Annotated in this window: 27 protein-coding genes and 1 pseudogene; all 28 read left to right on the top strand. The window is 33.6% G+C overall.

The genetic code is table 11. The features are described 5' to 3' along the window. A partial coding sequence (locus tag ACWIX0_RS10180; protein ID WP_454173897.1) for a hypothetical protein occupies positions 1-210 on the top strand: 210 nt, incomplete at its 5' end. Positions 211-229: 19 nt separating this feature from the next. Continuing rightward, the gene (locus ACWIX0_RS10175; RefSeq protein ID WP_454173896.1) at positions 230-640 is read left to right on the top strand and encodes a hypothetical protein; all 411 of its coding nucleotides are present in this window, start codon (positions 230-232) and stop codon (positions 638-640) included. 288 nt (positions 641-928) lie between these two features. Next, positions 929-1,360, top strand: a complete 432-nt coding sequence (locus ACWIX0_RS10170; protein WP_454173895.1) for a hypothetical protein — start codon at positions 929-931, stop codon at positions 1,358-1,360. Continuing rightward, complete coding sequence (locus ACWIX0_RS10165) at positions 1,338-1,907, top strand: AAA family ATPase (protein WP_454173894.1); 570 nt, start codon at positions 1,338-1,340, stop codon at positions 1,905-1,907. The genes ACWIX0_RS10170 and ACWIX0_RS10165 overlap by 23 nt, the downstream gene beginning before the upstream one ends. Before the next feature lie 8 nt (positions 1,908-1,915). Further along, complete coding sequence (locus tag ACWIX0_RS10160; protein WP_454173893.1) at positions 1,916-2,371, top strand: hypothetical protein; 456 nt, start codon at positions 1,916-1,918, stop codon at positions 2,369-2,371. Beyond that, entirely contained in the window at positions 2,371-2,703 is a 333-nt protein-coding gene (locus tag ACWIX0_RS10155; RefSeq protein WP_454173892.1) for a hypothetical protein, read from the top strand. The genes ACWIX0_RS10160 and ACWIX0_RS10155 overlap by 1 nt, the downstream gene beginning before the upstream one ends. Before the next feature lie 61 nt (positions 2,704-2,764). Next, positions 2,765-3,199 (top strand): helicase HerA domain-containing protein, encoded by a 435-nt coding sequence (locus ACWIX0_RS10150; protein WP_454173898.1) that lies wholly within the window; start codon positions 2,765-2,767, stop codon positions 3,197-3,199. Between the two features lie 3 nt (positions 3,200-3,202). Further along, a complete protein-coding gene (locus tag ACWIX0_RS10145) occupies positions 3,203-4,099 on the top strand; it encodes a type IV secretory system conjugative DNA transfer family protein (RefSeq protein WP_454173891.1) in 897 nt (298 codons plus the stop codon). A gap of 126 nt (positions 4,100-4,225) precedes the next feature. Then, a complete protein-coding gene (locus ACWIX0_RS10140; protein ID WP_454173890.1) occupies positions 4,226-4,723 on the top strand; it encodes a hypothetical protein in 498 nt (165 codons plus the stop codon). Further along, complete coding sequence (locus ACWIX0_RS10135; protein WP_454173889.1) at positions 4,662-5,102, top strand: hypothetical protein; 441 nt, start codon at positions 4,662-4,664, stop codon at positions 5,100-5,102. Before ACWIX0_RS10140 ends, ACWIX0_RS10135 begins: the two co-directional genes overlap by 62 nt. A gap of 34 nt (positions 5,103-5,136) precedes the next feature. Continuing rightward, complete coding sequence (locus ACWIX0_RS10130; RefSeq protein WP_454173888.1) at positions 5,137-6,525, top strand: HipA domain-containing protein; 1,389 nt, start codon at positions 5,137-5,139, stop codon at positions 6,523-6,525. Beyond that, complete coding sequence (locus tag ACWIX0_RS10125; protein WP_454173887.1) at positions 6,522-6,920, top strand: hypothetical protein; 399 nt, start codon at positions 6,522-6,524, stop codon at positions 6,918-6,920. The genes ACWIX0_RS10130 and ACWIX0_RS10125 overlap by 4 nt, the downstream gene beginning before the upstream one ends. Positions 6,921-6,922: 2 nt before the next feature. Then, complete coding sequence (locus ACWIX0_RS10120) at positions 6,923-8,128, top strand: Fic family protein (RefSeq protein ID WP_454173886.1); 1,206 nt, start codon at positions 6,923-6,925, stop codon at positions 8,126-8,128. After that, positions 8,125-8,409, top strand: coding sequence for a hypothetical protein (locus tag ACWIX0_RS10115; RefSeq protein WP_454173885.1), 285 nt, complete (start codon positions 8,125-8,127; stop codon positions 8,407-8,409). The genes ACWIX0_RS10120 and ACWIX0_RS10115 overlap by 4 nt, the downstream gene beginning before the upstream one ends. Further along, on the top strand, positions 8,406-10,280 hold the full coding sequence (locus tag ACWIX0_RS10110) for a hypothetical protein (protein ID WP_454173884.1): 1,875 nt from the start codon (positions 8,406-8,408) through the stop codon (positions 10,278-10,280). Before ACWIX0_RS10115 ends, ACWIX0_RS10110 begins: the two co-directional genes overlap by 4 nt. Further along, entirely contained in the window at positions 10,277-10,561 is a 285-nt protein-coding gene (locus ACWIX0_RS10105) for a hypothetical protein (protein ID WP_454173883.1), read from the top strand. The genes ACWIX0_RS10110 and ACWIX0_RS10105 overlap by 4 nt, the downstream gene beginning before the upstream one ends. Next, complete coding sequence (locus tag ACWIX0_RS10100; RefSeq protein WP_454173882.1) at positions 10,558-11,886, top strand: HipA domain-containing protein; 1,329 nt, start codon at positions 10,558-10,560, stop codon at positions 11,884-11,886. The genes ACWIX0_RS10105 and ACWIX0_RS10100 overlap by 4 nt, the downstream gene beginning before the upstream one ends. Further along, the gene (locus tag ACWIX0_RS10095; protein WP_454173881.1) at positions 11,883-13,733 is read left to right on the top strand and encodes a hypothetical protein; all 1,851 of its coding nucleotides are present in this window, start codon (positions 11,883-11,885) and stop codon (positions 13,731-13,733) included. The genes ACWIX0_RS10100 and ACWIX0_RS10095 overlap by 4 nt, the downstream gene beginning before the upstream one ends. A 19-nt stretch (positions 13,734-13,752) precedes the next feature. Beyond that, on the top strand, positions 13,753-13,980 hold the full coding sequence (locus tag ACWIX0_RS10090; protein WP_454173880.1) for a hypothetical protein: 228 nt from the start codon (positions 13,753-13,755) through the stop codon (positions 13,978-13,980). Then, positions 13,967-14,131, top strand: a pseudogene (locus ACWIX0_RS10085) (protein adenylyltransferase Fic); the annotation flags it as partial. The gene ACWIX0_RS10090 and the pseudogene ACWIX0_RS10085, both read left to right, overlap by 14 nt. 264 nt (positions 14,132-14,395) lie before the next feature. Next, on the top strand, positions 14,396-14,791 hold the full coding sequence (locus tag ACWIX0_RS10080; protein WP_454173879.1) for a hypothetical protein: 396 nt from the start codon (positions 14,396-14,398) through the stop codon (positions 14,789-14,791). Further along, positions 14,784-15,515 carry a nucleotidyl transferase AbiEii/AbiGii toxin family protein gene (locus ACWIX0_RS10075; protein WP_454173878.1) on the top strand — a complete coding sequence of 244 codons (732 nt, stop codon included), beginning with the start codon at positions 14,784-14,786 and terminating at the stop codon, positions 15,513-15,515. The genes ACWIX0_RS10080 and ACWIX0_RS10075 overlap by 8 nt, the downstream gene beginning before the upstream one ends. 41 nt (positions 15,516-15,556) lie before the next feature. Further along, positions 15,557-16,429 carry a Fic family protein gene (locus ACWIX0_RS10070; RefSeq protein WP_454173877.1) on the top strand — a complete coding sequence of 291 codons (873 nt, stop codon included), beginning with the start codon at positions 15,557-15,559 and terminating at the stop codon, positions 16,427-16,429. Between the two features lie 62 nt (positions 16,430-16,491). Further along, the gene (locus ACWIX0_RS10065) at positions 16,492-16,824 is read left to right on the top strand and encodes a hypothetical protein (RefSeq protein WP_454173876.1); all 333 of its coding nucleotides are present in this window, start codon (positions 16,492-16,494) and stop codon (positions 16,822-16,824) included. Continuing rightward, positions 16,815-17,204 carry a VapD family protein gene (gene vapD / locus ACWIX0_RS10060; protein ID WP_454173875.1) on the top strand — a complete coding sequence of 130 codons (390 nt, stop codon included), beginning with the start codon at positions 16,815-16,817 and terminating at the stop codon, positions 17,202-17,204. Before ACWIX0_RS10065 ends, vapD begins: the two co-directional genes overlap by 10 nt. Before the next feature lies 1 nt (position 17,205). Then, on the top strand, positions 17,206-18,033 hold the full coding sequence (locus ACWIX0_RS10055) for a hypothetical protein (RefSeq protein WP_454173874.1): 828 nt from the start codon (positions 17,206-17,208) through the stop codon (positions 18,031-18,033). Between the two features lie 3 nt (positions 18,034-18,036). Continuing rightward, positions 18,037-18,645, top strand: a complete 609-nt coding sequence (locus ACWIX0_RS10050) for a PBECR3 domain-containing polyvalent protein (RefSeq protein ID WP_454173873.1) — start codon at positions 18,037-18,039, stop codon at positions 18,643-18,645. Positions 18,646-18,819: 174 nt separating this feature from the next. Continuing rightward, a complete protein-coding gene (locus ACWIX0_RS10045) occupies positions 18,820-19,218 on the top strand; it encodes a hypothetical protein (protein ID WP_454173872.1) in 399 nt (132 codons plus the stop codon). Positions 19,219-19,255: the final 37 nt, after the last annotated feature.

Genomic DNA, 19,255 nt, shown 5'->3' with positions numbered 1-19,255 from the left:
GTCAAACAAGAAATCAACGACTTACGCGCCGAAGTCAAAGGCGACATAGCAGAGATTAGGTTAGAAATGTCTGACTTAAAAATAGAATTAAAAGATACAATTATGAAAACACAAGCCACCACACTTAAATGGGTTGCAGGAATACAAATAGCTTCATTAAGCGTGGTAGTTGCAGCCATAGGCATACTTATAGCAATTTTTAAATTTTAGGCAAAAATAGGAAAAAACAATGACAACAGTCAGTAAAAGCACTAAAATTTTAATCGATAATTTTATCGGTACATACTTTGCTAATATCCCTAGCGAAAATAGGGAACAAATCAAAGAAAGTGTTATAGATATTGCTGATTCACTTTTTGAACAAAACAATATCCAAAATCATATCAATGTGGATAATCTTGCAACAAAGGCAGATTTGTTAAACTTAAGAGAGGCAACCCAAAAGGATATTGCAAACTTAAGAGAGGCAACCCAAAAGGATATTGCAAACTTAAGAGAGGCAACCCAAAAGGATATTGTGCTATTGCGTGAAGAAACTAAAAAAGATATTGCCGATTTAAAATACGATTTGCTAAAATGGCTTGTAACCGCGCAAATCGCCATAGCAGGATTGTTGCTTGCTATGATTAAATTGATTTAAGGCATACAATAAAAACAAAATTTTATCAAAATTTAACCTCATAGCACAAAAACACGATAAATTCCCATAATGCTGTTGCGGGGTGGGGTTATATTCCCTTTCTATAAGCCTTAAAAACCTTAATTTCTTCAAAAAACTTCAAAATCACACACAAAACGCATTAGCACAAAACGCATATCATAGCGCACAAGGAGGTGGGCTATGATATGGTTTGTAGCGGAGGATTGTGCTTACTACCAAGATTTAGAGTCTTTAAAATCTTAATTTGACTTAAGCGATATTGTCCCTGTGCCAAATGAAACAGACATAAAAAATCATTTGACTACGCACAAAATGGGCTATATCGCACCATATTATCCACCTAAACATTTACGCTCACTTTTTGTAATCAAACAACTTCCTAACAAATTTGGTGTGCTTACGACACAGGAGCAGCAAGCAGGTGTGCCAGAATCAAAAGCACTAGAAACTAGATTAGGCTTAAGCGTGATTGATTCGCCTTTTAGCCTTGCAGATGTCGGTGGCGCACAAACGCTAAAAGTTTTTACACGCGAACTTTTAGTAGCAGAATCCAAAGGATTTCGCGCCAAAGGCATATTTTTAGTAGGTGTGCCCGGCACAGGCAAGACATTTTTCCCCAAATGCTTTGCAGGCGAGACAAAAACAACTTCTAATCCAACTCAATCTAACGCTTATTATGGAGGCTCAAGAGCCTATTGATAAGCTAAATTCTGTATTTGAATATTTAACCGAGCGACACAAAAACCACCCCGATGAAAGATTTGTCCTGCTTATCGATGAAATCGAAAAAATGATAGGCAATGCCGAAGCGGTAGAAAAACGAATGCTAGGCAGGCTTTTGACCGTGCTAAATGATATGCACACTCCCGCAGCAGAATACAAATTTGATGCAATCTTTTTTGCTACTGCAAACAATCTAAATTCTATCCTAGATAATAATCCCGAGCTACTAAGACGCGGGCGATTTGATGAGTTATTTTTCATTTTACTGCCTAGCGTAGAAATGGCAAAAGGCGTGTTTGAAATCTACCTAAACAAGCTAAAAATCAAACAAGAAGTTGAAAATGCAATGGTGCTAGATAATATCCTAAGCCAAATCGAGCAAGCCTACCAAAAAGACAACAACGACCCCGATAAATTCCCCTACACTAGCGCAGAAATAGAGACATTTTGTAAAAAGCTAGCTTTTTACAAGCTGGTGTATGGCAACGCAAATATGGCGAGGGACATAACGAGAGTTTTTTAAGTGCTAATGTGTTTTTAGATTATGAGAATTTAGAGCTAACAAAAATAAGTAAAATAGATGACATAGCACAATTTAATCTTTACAACACGATTTTTGCAAGACTAAAAAAAATTACCACAGAAAAAGAAATTGATGATTTAGATTTTAAGGAAGTTTTAGAGAAAAATGGCAATTTTGTAGAGTATTTTTTGCTTGATTTGTGGGAGAGTTACACACAAGACATAAATATCGGTGTAGCAGGTTTAGAAGTGCTAGCAAAGCGCGATATTGAGAGGCAATTAGTGCGAGCGTTGAATAATATTGATTTAAATAGCATGAGCCGCAAAGGAGCAGCTTTGCTTTATGCATATTTGGAATTTAGAGACAAATTACCACAAGTAGAGGACACTCACACGCAAAATGATGATTTTAACGATTTTGCAGAATCTAGCGATGAAAACCAAGAATATGAGGAGTTTGAATAATGGCAAGCAATGACCACAAAGTGCGAGTGCACAAAGAAGTCCAAGAAATTGTTTTTTCGTTGAAAAAAGAGAGATTATACTCTCTTTTAATGAAAGATGAATTTTTGCGTTTTGTTTTTTACTGCTTTGTAGTAACAGGCATTATAAGTGTATTTATGGATAGTTTGCAGGTATGTATATCACTTTTTTGCTGGTGTTCTCTTTTGATTTTAGGGCTTTGGCTAAGTCCGCGACCAAAACCCGATGGCGAGGAAAATTCTCGCCTTGTAGAAAACATACCAAAAAATCGATATATGCTAAACATAGGCACACAGGTAAAAATTCTATGGTGATGCGGTAAAAAGTGGTAGAGCTAAAGGAAACAAGGTAAAACCTTTACTATTTGATGCAGAGATAATTAAGCGACACGGCGTGATTTTAGCCACCACAGGCGGTGGTAAATCAGTCCTTATGAAAGGAATGATAGAACAAATTATGATTTTAGGCGGTGGTGGATTATTTATCGATGGTAAAGGCACAGCAGAATTTGCAAAAGAGATTTACGGTGTGGCAGCAGCTTATGGTAGAGAAGATGATTTTTACCATATCAATTTTTTAGATATGGATAATACACATACCGTAAATCCTTTACTTAGCGGTAGTGCAATAGCGATATTTGAGATTCTCTCAAGCCTACTAAAAGGCGAAGAAAACGAATGGAAAGCCAAACAAAAAGAATTTATGAAATGTATCTTAAAATTACTTGTTTGGAAGCGTGATTATGAGGGATTAAAGCTAGATTTTGGGATTTTAGCAGAGTATTTGACTTTAGTAAAACTCGTAGAATAGGCGTTGTTTTATCGCAAATATGCTAAAAAATATGGAGATATTGAGGATTTTATCCAATTTGTAAGTGGCTCTATCGCCCTACCCTACGATAAATTTTTAAGCGATACTAGCGAAGAATTTGCAGACAAAGTCCGCAAAGAAGCTACAAATGTAGATTTACAAGGTGTGTATGACGCCTCAATGAGCGCACAAGCGTGGCGCGACCCTGTAACAAACCTAAAATCTAACTATGGAAAAGTATTTAACACTCAAACGCCTGATATTTCTATGTGGGAAGCAGTGCAACGAAACAAAATCATATTTGTAACCCTGCCGACAATGGCTAGCGATGATACACCAAAAGAGCTAGGTAAGCTAATCTTAGGACTAATCAAAGGCGTAGCAGATGAAAAAGCTAGAAAAGCAAAAGATCCTGATATTCCTTTTGTATGTATGCTTGATGAAGTGGGAAGCTACATTGTAGAGGGATTTGGTAGGCTTATGAGTAAATCTCGCGCATTAGGCATCTCTGTATGGCTTATTTTTCAATCTTTTGCACAGCTTGATATAGTCGGCAAAATGCTTAGCGGACAAAGTAGCGAGCGACAAGAAGCGATGGGTATGATAGGCACACACATTATAATGAAATGCACAGACCCAGAATCTACGAAGTTTTACCAAGATTTTGCACCTAAACGCACAGTAATGGAAAAAGCCTACACAGAGAAAAAAGATTGGAGTTGGGGGCATATTGGCACAGAACAAAGTTTTAGCCCAAAAGAATTGCCAGCTTTTGAGCATAATGACATCGTGGCTATGAATAATGGCGAAATGCTAGTGCTAGCCGATGGTGTGCTTTATAAAGCAATAGCACAGGCAGAAAACTCTTTGCAAGAAGCAGGCAAAAAAAATCACTTATGAGGGCAAAGACATTCAAAAACCTTTGCCAATCACAAGATATATGCCTAAGAAGCATTTTTTTGCGCTAATGGCAGAGTATAAGAGATTTAAACAACTTCAATCCCAAAATGAAAAGGAGAATGTAGCGTGATTGATGAAATACAACAAGATTACCAAGAGGCAATAGAGCAAGAGGCAACACAAGACACCAAACTATTTGAGCGCATAGAGTTATTATCAAACGCGTGCAATAATTTGCTTGAAGATTTTGAAAATCTCGCAGAACATACGATGGACTTAAAAGAGAGAATGGATAATGTAGAAAAAAGCGTAAAAACGCAGGAGGCAGAATCTAGTGCAAAAACTAGCGATGATAATTTTGTCTATATTGACAAACTTATCAAAGATGATACGCTAGAGCGTGAAAAAGCGATGAAAGAGGAAATTTTGCAAGCAATCAAAGCAAATCAACATCAACCCAAAAAAAGCAATAGCGCACAAAATATCATTAACTTCTTAGTGATTTTTGGCATAATTGTATGTCTTTTTTTGATTACCAAAAACCAAAATACAGGAGCAACAAATGGCAGCACCAATAATAGCAGTAGCAGCAAAAACAGCACTAAAAACATACGCAGCAAATAAGCTAAGAAAAAAAGCCACAGAAACACTAACAAACTCTGCTACAAAAAATGTAGCAAGCAAAACTCCATACCTAGACAAGCTAAGGGCTATGAAGCCAAAAAATAAAGATGGCGAGCAACAAGCTAAATCACGAGAGAGAATCAACATAGCCCAAGATTTGATGAGTGAGACAGCAATAGTGAAAATGCTTGATGATTTGCTTCAAAAATTTCAAAAAGTAAGAGAAAATGTAAGCGATAACATCAAAAAACAAGGACTTAGCAAAGAGATTTACAAAGAAGCAAGCAAAAATGCAATCCTAACTAGCAAAATGGATTCTATTGCCAAAGGCATTAAAGAAACAAATAAGCCTCTTAAGCATAGGAATAAAATGCGCTAAAATGCAAATCAAAAAAGTGCATTAAGGATACTTTATGTCATCAGCTATAAATCATAGCCAATCAAATGTAACTTATATTTATAGGCAACAAAAGCTCTATGGCAAAGTAGAAAAGGGCAAATATTATTTATTTGAAAATGGCGATTATGCTTTAGCCAATGACAAGGTAAGTGAAATTACTGATATTTTGCCAGAGGGCATTGATTTGCAAATTATGCTAAATAGTTTTAATGCCAAAAATCCTATTGAGCTTTTGCCATATCTTAAAAACACTATTGGGGATTTTGATTTTTCTACTTCGCCAAATAAAACACAATTTGATAAGCCTATTATGTCAAATCTTGCAGTAGAATCTAAATTCCCTAATATTTTAGATGCTAAAGTAGATATAACTTATAATTTATTGCACCCACAACTTTCAATGGATGCAAAACAAGAAAATATTCAAAACCTATCTTTAAGTGGGTATCAACATAAATTGCAAGTCAATATTATTGATAATGTCATAAAAATTGGCTATGGAGATTTTATTCTTAAACCAAATCACGCAAGATTTTTTAAGTTGCCAATTAATGAGCATTTAAATGTTAGTTTTATGAAAGAATTTGGATTTGAAGTGCCTTTTAATGCGTTAGCTTATGAAAAATATGACAAGGAATATCACTATCTCATAAAACGATTTGACATTGATAAAGACGGCAATAAATTGCCACAAATATCACTAAATGCACTTATGAAACACACTGAAGAAGAAAAATACAAAGGTTCAATAGAAGAAATAAGCACATTTCTAAAAGATAGGCTAGATTCAATACAAAAAATGCAATTTTTAAAGTTTATTTATGCAAATGCTTTGTTATATAATAATGACCTACATAAGAAAAATATTGGGTTTTTGTTTAAAAACAGCAACCTTGAATTAAGTCCTATATATGATATTTTAAATATTTATGCTATTGAATCAGCAAGTAAATTTGATACATTAGGCAAAAATCAGTGTGTTCTAACGATAAAAGGACATATAGATGGAATCCAAATAAGCTATTTTAGAAAATCTTGTAATAATTTGGGATTAGATTTTGATAAAGTAAAACATAGCTTAGAAGAAATACAACATATTTATTTGGAAAAATACCCACTATATATAGAAAAACTAAGGAATATACCACATACACACGATATTGCAGGATTTAGTAAAAAACTACTAGAAAGCCACAATAAATGCCTAAAAATAGCAAAGAGAGAATCTAAAAAGTCTAACTTACTATCCGCTCGCGAGAAGCTAAACGCAATGCCTAAACCTAGCGCAGAAAAAACTGAAAAATATCGCGCAGATAAATCTCGCACAAGCGCACATAGCGAGATTTCTAGAGTGAGTGTGCGCGATACACAAACGAAATCTAAGATAAGGAAAAATAAATGATAAAACTAACAACAGCATTAGTAGCATTATTGGTAAGCCATAGTTTGGTGTTTAGTGCTGGTGGTTGCGTAATTACAAATTATGGAGTGTATGGCAGCTGTTCTAACTCAAGTGATGCGACAAGCGATATTACACAATTAGGGACTGATGTGGCAGGCGATATTACAGGCACGCTTCTTACAAAATACACAGAGATTAAAGGCGTTACCGCACAAATCAAACAACAGGCAAAAAACAAACAAAAACACACTAAAAACATAGCTAATCTATCAAAAGCAAATGCCTTGAAAGAAAAAAAACTAGCTTTTGAATATGAAAAATACAAAAAACTACTAGCGGTGTATATTGATATGGAAGCGACTGCGGCAACATTGAAAGGCACAAAACAGGAGTAAAAATGGGCAGTAAATGGATTTGGCAGAGCGAAAAATACCCACATTTTTACTTTGATGAGGCGCATAGGGAATGCGTAAATGTTTTGTTATTTGATATTTCAAAGCATAACAAAACATTAAATCAAATTATTTCACAAAACAATCTTACTCCAATTTTACTAGAATCAGAAATTAACGCCCTAACAGATGAGATTGTCAATTCTGCTTCTATCGAGGGGGAAATTTTAAAAAGAGATAGCGTAAGAAGCTCGCTTAGAAAAAAACTTGATAAAGAGTTTGATTTTATGACTGATAAGCATTCAACAAGACAAAGCGATAATTATGCAAGTATTTTGCTAGACACAAATCTAAATAAAAATTCTTTAAGTATTGAACGAATGCACGGATGGCATAATTGTCTGTTTGAGAGTGGTTATAGCGGTTTGCATAAAATCAATATAGCTAAATTTAGAGTCGATAAAATGCAGGTTGTGTCTGGCGCAATAGGTAGAGAAAAAATACACTATGAAGCAATTCCTGCAAAAAATATCCATAAAGATATGGAAGCATTTTTGCATTATTGCAATGACAATTCAATAAATCCATACATAAGAAGTGCTATTGCACATCTTTGGTTTGTTATCATTCACCCCTATGATGATGGAAATGGCAGAATTGCTAGAGCTATCGCTGATTATTTGTTGCCAAATAAAAATATAAAGTTGTATTCTATATCAGCTGAAATTAACAGGCACAAAAAAGCATACTATGAAGTTTTAGAAAAAACAAATCGCTTTAATGCAAATTGCAATATTACAGAATGGTTAGAATGGCATTTATCTATGACAAAATTAGCTATGCAAAATGGAATTGAAAAAATAGAAAAACTTATATATAAAACAACATTTTGGGATAATTTTAGACACTTAAAATTGAATAACAATCAACAAAAAGTGCTAAACAAAATACTAGACATCGGCATTAAGGATTTTAGAGGACAACTAAGTGCAAAACGATACAGCAGAATTGCAAAAATAGATTTACAAACAGCACAAAAAGAAATTGATGAACTTTGTTCTTTGAGCTGTTTAGTAAAGAAAACAGATAGTTTTTCAAAGAGTTACTTCACTTTGCCAAAAAATCTAAAAATACTCCAAAAATCCAATACTAACGAAAATCAAGCCACACACAATGCAGAATCTAAATCAAAGATAAGGAATAAAAGATGAGACTTATGCTATTATTTACTTTTTTGCTTATTTTAGCAAATGCTAATAACTGCGACAATAGTGCTAGTTGTAAGGCATTAAAAGAGATTGAGAGTATCCAAACAGATAAAAAACCAATCTATGATGACCAAAACACCAAAATCAAAAATCTAAAAAAACTTAATGCAAAATATCTGCTAAATCTCACAGGAGTGAATTTTTACACCACAAAGGAAGTAAAATTCATACATATTTGGCAACAGGTTGATTTACAAGTAGCACCAAATGGAGTTTTCAAGTGAAATATCTACTAAAAAATAAAGATAAGATTGTCTTAGAATTTGAAGTAAGCACGAAAGAATCTTTTATTCAAGCATTGCAAGAAAAAACCTATACAAATGAGATTAGTAACATAAAAATTGTAAATGAATTTTTGCTGCCAAAAAATATCAATTCACAACATTTAATAGATTCATTTATGCAATGGATAGATGGACGCAAGGCCCCTAAAAATAGGGAATTTATAGATGAAATTATCGCAACATATAGTCATACAAACAAAAGAGAGGGGCTTATGGACTATATTGATATATCATTAGGGTTATCACTTAATGATTCTTTTTGGATAGTCCCAGCCAATCAAAACTATGAATGGAAAAACTATAATCTCTACACAAACGAATTTGATAAAGCACTTGAATTAGTCGCTTTTAGCGGACATTCACACAAAGCAAATGGATTTACAAGCTCACCTGAATACACCACAAATGGAATGCTAAAAAAATGTTGGCGTAGAGAAAATAATAAAATCTATCTTTACAAAGGTTGTGTAAATGCGAATTACAAACAATCTAATGTCGGCAAAGAAGCATATAGCGAATACTATATGGCACAAGTTGCAAAAGCATTAGGCTTTGAGCATACACTTTATGATTTGAGAGAATTTCACGGACAAGTTGTAAGCACCTGCCCGCTTTTTACCAATGAAAATGAGGGATATATGGCTATTTATTACTTACTAGATAAGAAATCTCTACAAACAAGAGGATTAGAATCTATTGACTCATTATCAAATGTATATGGCATAGAGTCGTTTCAAAATCTAATGCTTTTTGATGGAATTATTTGCAACAAAGATAGACATTTAGGCAATTTTGGAATGATAATTGACAATAACACCAATGAGATTTTACGCCCTGCGCCTATATTTGATAATGGATTTTCAATGATGAATTTTTTGCGTGAAAATGAGCTAAACAACATAAGAGAATCTATCAAAAAGTATCAATCAAAACTTGATATAGGTTTTGATGAACAAATAAGACTTTTTACTCAACCTCGCCACATAGCAAACCTAGAAAAACTAAAATCCTTTGAATTTACCAAACATAAAGAGTTTAATCTACCTGATATGTGGTTAGAATCTATCCAAACAACAATACAAGAACGCGCAAGGCTTGCTATTGATTTTTGTGCAAAAACCCAAGCAACTCGCAAGAAGCTAAACGCAATGCCAAAACCTCGCTCAGAGAAAAAAGTCGTAGCAGTAGCGTTTTTGCAAACACATACAATATTAAAAAACACTGAGATTCAAAAACTTAAAAAAATTACGCAAAAAGAGTATGAAATTTTTGTAGATGATGTGTTGAGTGGTGATATGCAAAAATTAAAAAAAGCACAAAATATTATTTATGTAGCAGACATATCCCAAGATTTGATACATTTACTAAGAATTGACAAAGCAACCAAAACATACCTTAGAAAAAATGATTTACATCATTTCCGACCAGAGCGTAAAGCAAAATATAATCAAAGCGTAGAAAAAGACATAATCAAGCAATTACCACTAATTGTTGAAAGTGCTAAGGGGGCATACATAGATACGGAGCATAAAAACTTTTTTTTGGCAAAAAAACTAAATGCAAATAAAGTAGTAACTTTTCATTTTAATGTAGATAAATTCGGAAATTATATAATAACAACTAGAAAGGTATTAAAAGATGATTTAAACAAATATCAATTAGTGGGGAGTGGTATCGAACCACACATAAAGCGTATCAACAACGCCGCACTCCCTACTGTGCCATCTCCCACTAATTTGGACAATCATAGCACAATCATTATTGAAAGTCAAGCCATACAATCCAAATCAAAGATAAGGAATAAAAGATGAGACTTATGCTATTATTTACTTTTTTGCTTATTTTAGCAAATGCCAATAACTGCGACAATAGTGCTAGTTGTAAGGCATTAAAAGAGATTGAGAGTATCCAAACAGATAAAAAACCAATCTATGATGACCAAAACACCAAAATCAAAAATCTAAAAAAATTTAATGCAAAATATCTGCTAAATCTCACAGGAGTGAATTTTTACACCACAAAGGAATTCAAATTCATACATATTTGGCAACAGGTTGATTTACAAGTAGCACCAAATGGAGTTTTCAAATGAAATATCTACTAAAAAATAAAGACAAAGTTGTCTTAGAATTTGAGATTACCATTATTCAAAAAGATTTTGAAAATACAGGTAAAGTCATTGTTTCAAATATTGCCAAAATAAATATTTTTGATAATAAAATGTTGCCAATAGGCATAAAAACAGACAATGTAGAACAGAATTTAAAATCGTGGATATACAATAGAAAAGCCCCTGAAAATAGGGCATTTGTCGAAAAAATAGTTGCCACATATAAACAAGACAACAAAAGCGAAGAATTTATGGATTATGTAAGGGTGTCTCTAGCATTATCTCTTAATGATTCTTATTGGATAATTCCTGCAGATTCTAATTATGAATGGAATAAATACAATTTGTATGCAAATAAATTTGATGAAGCATTAGCTTTAGTAGCGTTTAATGGAAATTCTCATAAAGTAAGCGGAATCACTAGCTCGCCTGAATATACAACAGAGGGAAATTTAAAAAAATGTTGGCATAGAGAAAATGGACAAATCTATCTTTATAAGGGTTCAAATAGACACGAAATCAATCGAGGTAAAGAGCCATATAGCGAATACTATATGGCACAAGTTGCAAAAGCATTAGGTTTTGAGCATACACCCTATGATTTGAGGGAATTTCACAGACAAGTTGTAAGCACTTGCCCGCTTTTTACTAATGAAAATGAGGGATATTTATCCATTAGTCATTTTGTAGATAGGGATTTTAACAAGCAGGATAGATTTGAAAAAATAGAATCTATCACAAAAACCTATAATAGCGATAAAATGGCAGATTTAATGCTTTTTGATTCTCTTATTGGCAACTCTGATAGGCATTTAGGCAATTTTGGAATGATAATTGACAATAACACCAATGAGATTTTACGCCCAGCACCTATATTTGATAATGGATTTTCAATGATAAATTATTTGCAACAAAAAGAATTAGGCAATATACAAGAAGTATTGGCACATAAAAAATCATATTTTGGTTTTAGTTTTAATGAACAAATGCAAAGATTTGTGCGAGAGCGACATATCCCCGCCCTAGAAAAACTAAAATCCTTTGAATTTACCAAACACAAAGAATTTAATTTGCCTGATATGTGGCTAGAATCTATCCAAAAGACAATACAAGAAAGAGCAAATCTTGCTATTGATTTTTGTGCAAAAACCCAAGCAACTCGCAAGAAGCTAAACGCAATGCCAAAACCTCGCGCAGATAACACTGAAAACAAGGTTTCAGCAGCGCAGTATTTACGTGAGAATCGCAAAAACAAATCTAGTGCGCAAGAAGCAGAATCCAAACCAAAAACAAGGAGAATGAAATGATAAAACTACACCAAACAAAAGCGGATTTTAGCGATATGAATATCGCAAATTTATATCAAATCCCAAACACAACTTTTGGAAATTTTTGGAATGGTAGCGACACTGACTATATGGAATATATGCAAAATTTTAGACTTAATTATAATTGGGATGTGAATAATATTGAGCAGTTGCATAAGGTGGTAAGCGATTGTTTTAATGGTTTTATTAAAGCAACAGGCAAAAGCATAGGGCAGTTTAATTTTTTGCTTCGCGCTGCAATGAAACACAGAAATTTGCCTAGCTTAGAAAATGATGATTATATGAAATTAGAGATTGATTTAAGCGGAGAACCCCAAGAGGTCAAACAGGAAATAAAAAATCGTTTTTATCAAATGAGTTCACGCTCATTTATTGATTTTCGCTCAGAGGAAAAAGACAAGCTTGTGTATGTGTATAATAGGCGCGGAATGATGAATGAGGGCGAGCGCATAGCAATTTGCAAAGCAAAGCCATCAATCACGCTTACAGATAACTTTAAATCCGCTAAAGATAATAACTTTATCATAAGTGGCGTGTTAAAAGATATTGCGTTGCCAAATACAGAATTTAGCTTTACTTACACCGCAGGCAACGATACCAAAGAGCTAAAAGCAAGCGCAGAGGAGATTTTACAAATTGCAACTGCAAAATCTAAAGAAGCAAAAAATATTATAAAGCCTGAAAATGAAGTAAAAATAGCGGATTTTGCCAAAAAAGAAATAAAGCAAGAAAACACGCAAACAAGGCAATCCCTAAAAGCAGAATCTACTTATGAAGAAATCACAAAAGAAGCAACTTCAAGTGTAAAAATCGACTACAACAACATAGAATCTACCCTGCAAGACTATGAAGCAAAAGAGTTAGAGAAATTAAAACAAAGAATGGCGTATGGCAAAGAAGTCGCGATGGGAATCTATAAAGAGTTGCGTACAAAAATAGATTCAGGCATAGGCATACTAGAAGCATTAAATGTGCTAAAACAAAAATATAGAGAAGAACACGCTGTAAATATGGCAAGCGTGTATCTTAGTAGGGATTTGCAAGAAATAGCAATAAAGGAGCAAACTATTGCAAACCTCCTAAAAGCAGTCAATGAGCGAGATGAAACCATAGCCCAAAAAGATATAGAAATTACAAAAAGAGAAGATTCTCTTTATAATGCAAAATCTACCATAGCTCAAAAAGAAAATGATTTACGGCTATTAAAAGAAAAAATGGAAGAGACTATTGAAAATTTAGAAGCACAAACCAAAGCCACAATACAGGAAATAGAAGAAACACACACAAAAGAAAAAGAAGAATTAGAAAAAGAAATTTTAGTTAGTGATGAGCTTATTTCAAAACAAGAAAACGAAATAAGTGCATTAAACAAGACTAATGAGATTTTGCAAAAAGAAAATAATGACTTAAAAAACGAAAACAAAACACTTATAAAGCGCGAGAGTGAGCTAGAAGCCCAAAATCAAGCATTACAAAAGCGTGAAAAAATGCTAGAAACCATTGAGCAAAGCAATAAAGAACTAATTATTGATAAAAAATCTTTGCAAAGCGAAAACGCGCTTATGTCAAAGCGAATCGATGAGCTAGAAGCAATGCTAAAAGATTTTAAGACTAAAAATGCAGAATTATCTCAAAATCTAGCAACGCTGCAAAAAGACTATCACGAAGTTGTAAAAACGCTTACAACCCCTGCTACTCGCAATATCGCTCAAACAAACTCCAAAGTAACGCCTAATGAAAAGGACTCGCAAGAAAAGAAATCTACCTTTACAGAGATTCGCAAAAGTCGCGTAAGTGAGATTTTGCCACCAAAAAAGAAATTATAGGAGCACAAAATGGAAATATATGTCAATTCAAAAAAACATAAATGCACTAAAGGCGTATCGTAATGTAGAATCAAACAAACCTGAATATTCTTTGTATATGGAGCTTTATGGTTCGATAAATGGTTCGCAATATGGTTATAAAATCTCAAAAGAAACAGCAGGTTGCTTAAAGGCAAAGTATCTAGGTATAGGCAATATATGCGAATATGGGTTTATAAATTCTAAGGAAAACAATGACCAAACTTGATGCACAATCCTTGCAAAATGCAAAAAGATTATTTCAAAGTGGTGAGATAGATAAAATCGAAGTAGGCACAACAAAGGGGCTACAAGCCATTCATAAATATCTTTTTAATGGCTTATATGATTTTGCAGGACACATTAGAGAGCAAAACATTGAATATATACAGGAGCTGCTTTTTGCAAAAATTGATGAGATTGATTTTAAACAAGCCATCAGTGAAGTAAGGATTTTTACAAAAAACCAAGAAGGGGCTAAAAATTTGGAGCAACGATTATTTTAAGTTTTTGGTATCTAAGATGTGCTATCAACAAGAGCAGATTTTACAACAAAAACCCAAAATCCGCAGGCGATAATGTATGATATAATTGCCTTATCAAAGCAAGGCGATTATGTTTTCAAATTGTTAAAAGGAATAATAATGCAATATATTTCAGGGTGGCAAGCTCTAAATATTCAAAGCGAACAAGGGCATATTGCCGATTGGCATTCTAATGTGTATTTTAAGGATTTTAAACCTACTGAAATGTATCAATACGATGAAAACTCTCCACTAAAAATGCTTGGAATCAAAAAGCGGTTTATCCCATTTTTGCAAGAATCGCACTTTGTAGCAAGTTATGCTAGAGCTATTGCTGATTTGGTGTATTTGGACAAAACTGCACAGCTTCGTTATTGTGCTAGAGATTTTCTAAATGATGAGGAAAAACAAGAGCTTTTTAGCTATTTAAAAATTATCAATCAAACAAAAAATGTAGAAAATTTTATAAAACTAGAGCTTGCCTCGCTTTATCTAAAGGACAAAAACAATGCTTAAAGATTATCAAATACAACGCTTAGCCTTTATGCAAGAGATTTTAGGCTATGTTGGTGATAATTTTATCCTAAAAGGTGGCACAGCATTACGATTTTATTATGGATTAGATAGATATAGCGAGGATTTAGATTTTGATAGCATTAGTAGCAATATGGACATAACAAAATGCTTAAAAAAACACAAAGACTTTAATTCTTGGCAGATTTATGAGAAAAAAATCACTGATTCATCGTTAAGGCTGACTATTGATTATGGTGCAAAATCAGATTTAGGTATTTATCCGCTAAAGATTGATATAAGTGGACGAGATAAAATAAGACTACGAAATAATCTATTAAAATATTCCACAATAAATGGAGTAAATGTCTATGACATAGAAACGCTTGTAGATTTAAAATCTACTGCTTTTTGTCAAAGAGATAAGATAAGAGATTTTTACGACATAGGTTTTTTGCTTGAAAAATATCCACAATGCTTTGATGACAAGACTCTAGCAAACATAGCTACAAAAATAATGTATAGTGGCAAAGATGAACTAAATGCGCAACTTATGATAGAAGCGGAGGAGCATAGTTTAATAGAAAGAAATGATATAGAGATTGTCTGTGATTATGCGGATAAAATCTTACAAAACATTGATGAGATTCAAAATGCAAAATTTTTAACACAAAATACAAACAATCACAATCTGCCTATTGCAAAACCCAAAATCTGCAGGCGATAAGACGGCTCTATTAGATGATTTAGCAATAAGAGGACATACTTATGGAATATGATGAGTTTGAACGCATAGAATCAAAATACGATATAAAAAGCCTAGAAATAGGTGTAGGGCTTAATGAAGTAGATGATTTAAAGCCCTCTGATTATTTTTATAAAGCAGTAAATGAATCCAAAACATATTATGAGCTTGCAAAAAAACTGCAAAAACATTATGCAACGCAGGATTTATCAAATCCTAGCATAAAATCTATGATGGAATGCGATATAGTATCCCAAAGAATTGCAGAGCTAATCAATACTAATGCCTTTACCTTCTCTCATCTAGCCCTTGCGACTATTCATAGAAAACTTTTTAAGGGGCTTTTTTCACGCAATTTGGCAGAATTTGTAGGCAAATTTAGGACATATAATATTTCTAAAAGAGAACCTATACTTAATGGTGATAGCGTAGTATATGCAGATAGCGAAGATATAGAGCAGAATTTAGAACTGCTTTTTAAGCAGTATAAACAAGATTTTAAGCAATTAAATCAAAATAATATCATTGAAAAAACAGCAGAATTTATCTCTAATATTTGGCAAATTCACCCATTTGTGGAGGGAAATACTCGCACAACAGCAGTTTTTATCATAAGAATGCTACAAAGTATGGGATTTCAAGTTAATAATGACATTTTTAAAGACAATTCAAAATATTTTAGAAATGCTTTAGTGCTGGATTCTTATACTAATCCATTGCAAAATATAGGTTTTGATTCTACCTATTTGCGCAGTTTTTTTGAAAAAATGCTATTTGATAAAAATCTTACATTAAAACCAATGCCAAAAAATGTGTATGAGAAAAATATTATAGAAATAGACAGCACGCACATTCCAAAACCTCCAATTTCTATTAAAAAACTTCGCAGGCGATAATATGATATAATTGCCTTATCAAAGTAATGCAATTGCCTTAATCCAACTAAAAGGAATAAACAATGTCAGCAAATCAAAAAATCGTAAGAAGTGTAAGAATCGTGCTAGATGAGGAAAAAATCTTGCGTGAGGGCAAGTATAAGCTAGAGGATTTATATGCGTATTTAGATGAAATCGCTAAAGAAGCAGATTTAATCAAACAAGATAAATACAACTATGTCGGCAAGGGCGATAAAAATGATTTATCGCGCTTAGGGATTTTTACAAATAATAATGTAGTCAAAAACGAAGCAATCACGCGCAATGTAAAAGAATGGTTGTGGCTTATGAATGAAGTGCCTTATACAAATGTCGTAGAATCAGCAAAAAGATATGGAGATGGAATATGGGAATAGACAAAAACGAGCAAAAATATATCAAATACATAATTTTTGATTTAGATACTAATCAATTAAGGGATATATTCCCCGATAGCACTAGATTGCCTTACTCTATGATAAAAAAATTCTTTGAGGATAGAGGTTTTATACACAGGCAATATTCGGGCTATATTTCTAAAACACCGCTAGAGGATTATCATATAACCGCGATTATGGAGGAATTAGGACAAAAATTTACTTGGCTAAAAAACTGCATACAAGAATTTGATGTCTCAAATGTAATAAATGAAGTAAGCGTAAAAGACCAAATCATAAATAGCGCATTAAAACAAGAAAAACAAAATAATCTAAATAAAAATACACCACATACACAAAACAGACGCCATAGGCGATAATATGATACAACAAGCTAGAAGCTCGCGCTCAGACTCCCTATTGCGAGAGGCGCAGGAGGCGGTGCTACTATTTAGTGATTATTCTGTTAAAGAATTATTTGAAAAACTCATTAAAAATATCGTAGAAAAGCGCAAAGACCCAAATCTTACTTACACAGGGGCAAAAGAAGCAAGGGAGCATATACTTGCGTATTTAGAGCAACAAGGCGAGGTAAAAACTGCAAATATTTGGGCGCGGTGGCTACCCATAGAAAGAGAAGCATTAAACTCCATAAAAAAACAAATCGAAAATGCGCTAAGTAGCGAGGGTATAGAGGGCGTAGTAGAGATTCATTTACAAGATAGAGAAATAAATTCTACGCATATCCAATTTGTAGGCAATAATGCCAAACAAGCAGAACAAATCATCGGCAATATTATTATAAATAATGGCTATGAAGACAGCTTAGAATCCGCGCTTAATACAAAAGCAAAACCTGCATACATAGAAATGGATTCAAAACTCTTGCCACGCAAACAAACAATTAGCGAATATTTAGAAGTCATCGAAGATAGGCAAGAATATCTAGCCCAAAAAGAACTAGAAAAACAAAAAGAACAAATAGCCATAGAGGCGAGCAAATCTCGCATAGATAACTTGCTAAAATCCATAGAATCTAAATCAAACGCATTTAGAAAAATGTTAAGCAATTATGAAAAAAAGGCAAATATATCAGCGATAAGAAGTAAAACTCCCCCTAGGTTTGAAACAATAAGAGAGATAAAATCTATGAAACTAGATGAGCTAAAAGAGGAGCACTCTAGACTAAGACGCAATAGACGCAGGTAAGAAATGCTACAAAAAATATCTAAAGAAAACATTACAGATAGCCTGCTACAAAACATAATTTATACGAATGAAAAAATCTACATTGATGATTTTTTCAATATTGAAGTAGCTAAAATCATAGGATTAGACACTAGCAAGGCTATTATGCAGACTTTGCGTGGCGATAAGGTAGCACACACAATTAAGAGGCACGGTAAAAATTCAAATCTTGCAATATGTAGCAAAAAAACGCCAATAACACTGCAAGACATTGCACGATTTACAACTATTGTTAATGGAGCAGATTTGTATTCTATCAAAAAAGTTAATGATGTTAATCTTTTGTTAAGCGGAATTCAAGTCAATGGTTATTATGTGGTGGTAGAAAGCATAAGAAAGAGTGCAAACGAATTGAAGTTTAAGACTTGTTACAAGGAGCGTGGCAAATTGATAGACAACAAAGATTTTACTCCAAGCAATGAAGTGCGTGTGCTAACGCCCGATGGACGCTTCTACGCTCCTAGAGATAATCTAAGTGTAGAATTAGATAGCAGCTCACGCGCTTCGACCAACAATACTACTACAAAAAACACCAAAAGTCAAGCCATATCAAGACGCAATAGACGCAGGTAAGAAATGCACCAAAACAAACAAGATTTTGCTACAATGCTTGTAGCAAAAATGCAGTAGCTAGACAATGACAGCACAAGAGCCACAAATCAGCAACAGAATGCCACTAAAGGATATAAGAGAGTTGATAGAAGTATTGCCAACAGCGAGTATAAAGGACTTAGCGGAAGTGCCTTTATGGCTATTGTTAGATATGGAAATAGTAGCAGCTTACGACAACAATCCCAAAGCATCGCAAACGATACAGGAGGAGATACAGAGGAATCTAGAACAGCAGCAAAGAGCGTGGAAAGCCGAGGAAAGAGCGCGGAAAGCAGAGCAATTAGCAGACGAGATGGAAAACATAGCGAGACAAGCCAAAGCATTGGAGCAATCGATTCTCTCTCGTCTAGCCTTAAAGCAAGCGAAAAGCTCAAACTCTTAAACCTAAAGAAAAACTTGCAAAACGCCATTAAAAAATACCAAGAAATACAAGAAGCAAACAATGATAATACGCTCTATGATACCATCTATGCAGGTAAAGATATTATCACACTAAGCAAGGAAGCGCAAAAAAGAATAAGGAAAAATAAATGAATGACATAGAAATTCGCTATGCCGAGCCAAAAGATTT

Source organism: Helicobacter sp. T3_23-1059, assembly GCF_053654515.1.
The sequence above is the reverse complement of the archived record's forward strand: the minus strand, read 5'-3'. Positions and strand labels throughout refer to the sequence as shown.

Coding starts and splice junctions, on each gene's coding strand:
- ACWIX0_RS10050 (WP_454173873.1), top strand. CDS start 18,037: ATGCTACAAAAAATATCTAAAGAAAACATTACAGATAGCCTGCTACAA.
- ACWIX0_RS10045 (WP_454173872.1), top strand. CDS start 18,820: ATGGCTATTGTTAGATATGGAAATAGTAGCAGCTTACGACAACAATCC.
- ACWIX0_RS10165 (WP_454173894.1), top strand. CDS start 1,338: ATGGAGGCTCAAGAGCCTATTGATAAGCTAAATTCTGTATTTGAATAT.
- ACWIX0_RS10095 (WP_454173881.1), top strand. CDS start 11,883: ATGATAAAACTACACCAAACAAAAGCGGATTTTAGCGATATGAATATC.
- ACWIX0_RS10075 (WP_454173878.1), top strand. CDS start 14,784: ATGCTTAAAGATTATCAAATACAACGCTTAGCCTTTATGCAAGAGATT.
- ACWIX0_RS10130 (WP_454173888.1), top strand. CDS start 5,137: ATGTCATCAGCTATAAATCATAGCCAATCAAATGTAACTTATATTTAT.
- ACWIX0_RS10115 (WP_454173885.1), top strand. CDS start 8,125: ATGAGACTTATGCTATTATTTACTTTTTTGCTTATTTTAGCAAATGCT.
- ACWIX0_RS10105 (WP_454173883.1), top strand. CDS start 10,277: ATGAGACTTATGCTATTATTTACTTTTTTGCTTATTTTAGCAAATGCC.
- ACWIX0_RS10125 (WP_454173887.1), top strand. CDS start 6,522: ATGATAAAACTAACAACAGCATTAGTAGCATTATTGGTAAGCCATAGT.
- ACWIX0_RS10175 (WP_454173896.1), top strand. CDS start 230: ATGACAACAGTCAGTAAAAGCACTAAAATTTTAATCGATAATTTTATC.
- ACWIX0_RS10055 (WP_454173874.1), top strand. CDS start 17,206: ATGATACAACAAGCTAGAAGCTCGCGCTCAGACTCCCTATTGCGAGAG.
- ACWIX0_RS10155 (WP_454173892.1), top strand. CDS start 2,371: ATGGCAAGCAATGACCACAAAGTGCGAGTGCACAAAGAAGTCCAAGAA.
- vapD (WP_454173875.1), top strand. CDS start 16,815: ATGGGAATAGACAAAAACGAGCAAAAATATATCAAATACATAATTTTT.
- ACWIX0_RS10090 (WP_454173880.1), top strand. CDS start 13,753: ATGTCAATTCAAAAAAACATAAATGCACTAAAGGCGTATCGTAATGTA.
- ACWIX0_RS10120 (WP_454173886.1), top strand. CDS start 6,923: ATGGGCAGTAAATGGATTTGGCAGAGCGAAAAATACCCACATTTTTAC.
- ACWIX0_RS10135 (WP_454173889.1), top strand. CDS start 4,662: ATGGCAGCACCAATAATAGCAGTAGCAGCAAAAACAGCACTAAAAACA.
- ACWIX0_RS10065 (WP_454173876.1), top strand. CDS start 16,492: ATGTCAGCAAATCAAAAAATCGTAAGAAGTGTAAGAATCGTGCTAGAT.
- ACWIX0_RS10100 (WP_454173882.1), top strand. CDS start 10,558: ATGAAATATCTACTAAAAAATAAAGACAAAGTTGTCTTAGAATTTGAG.
- ACWIX0_RS10070 (WP_454173877.1), top strand. CDS start 15,557: ATGGAATATGATGAGTTTGAACGCATAGAATCAAAATACGATATAAAA.
- ACWIX0_RS10080 (WP_454173879.1), top strand. CDS start 14,396: ATGCAATATATTTCAGGGTGGCAAGCTCTAAATATTCAAAGCGAACAA.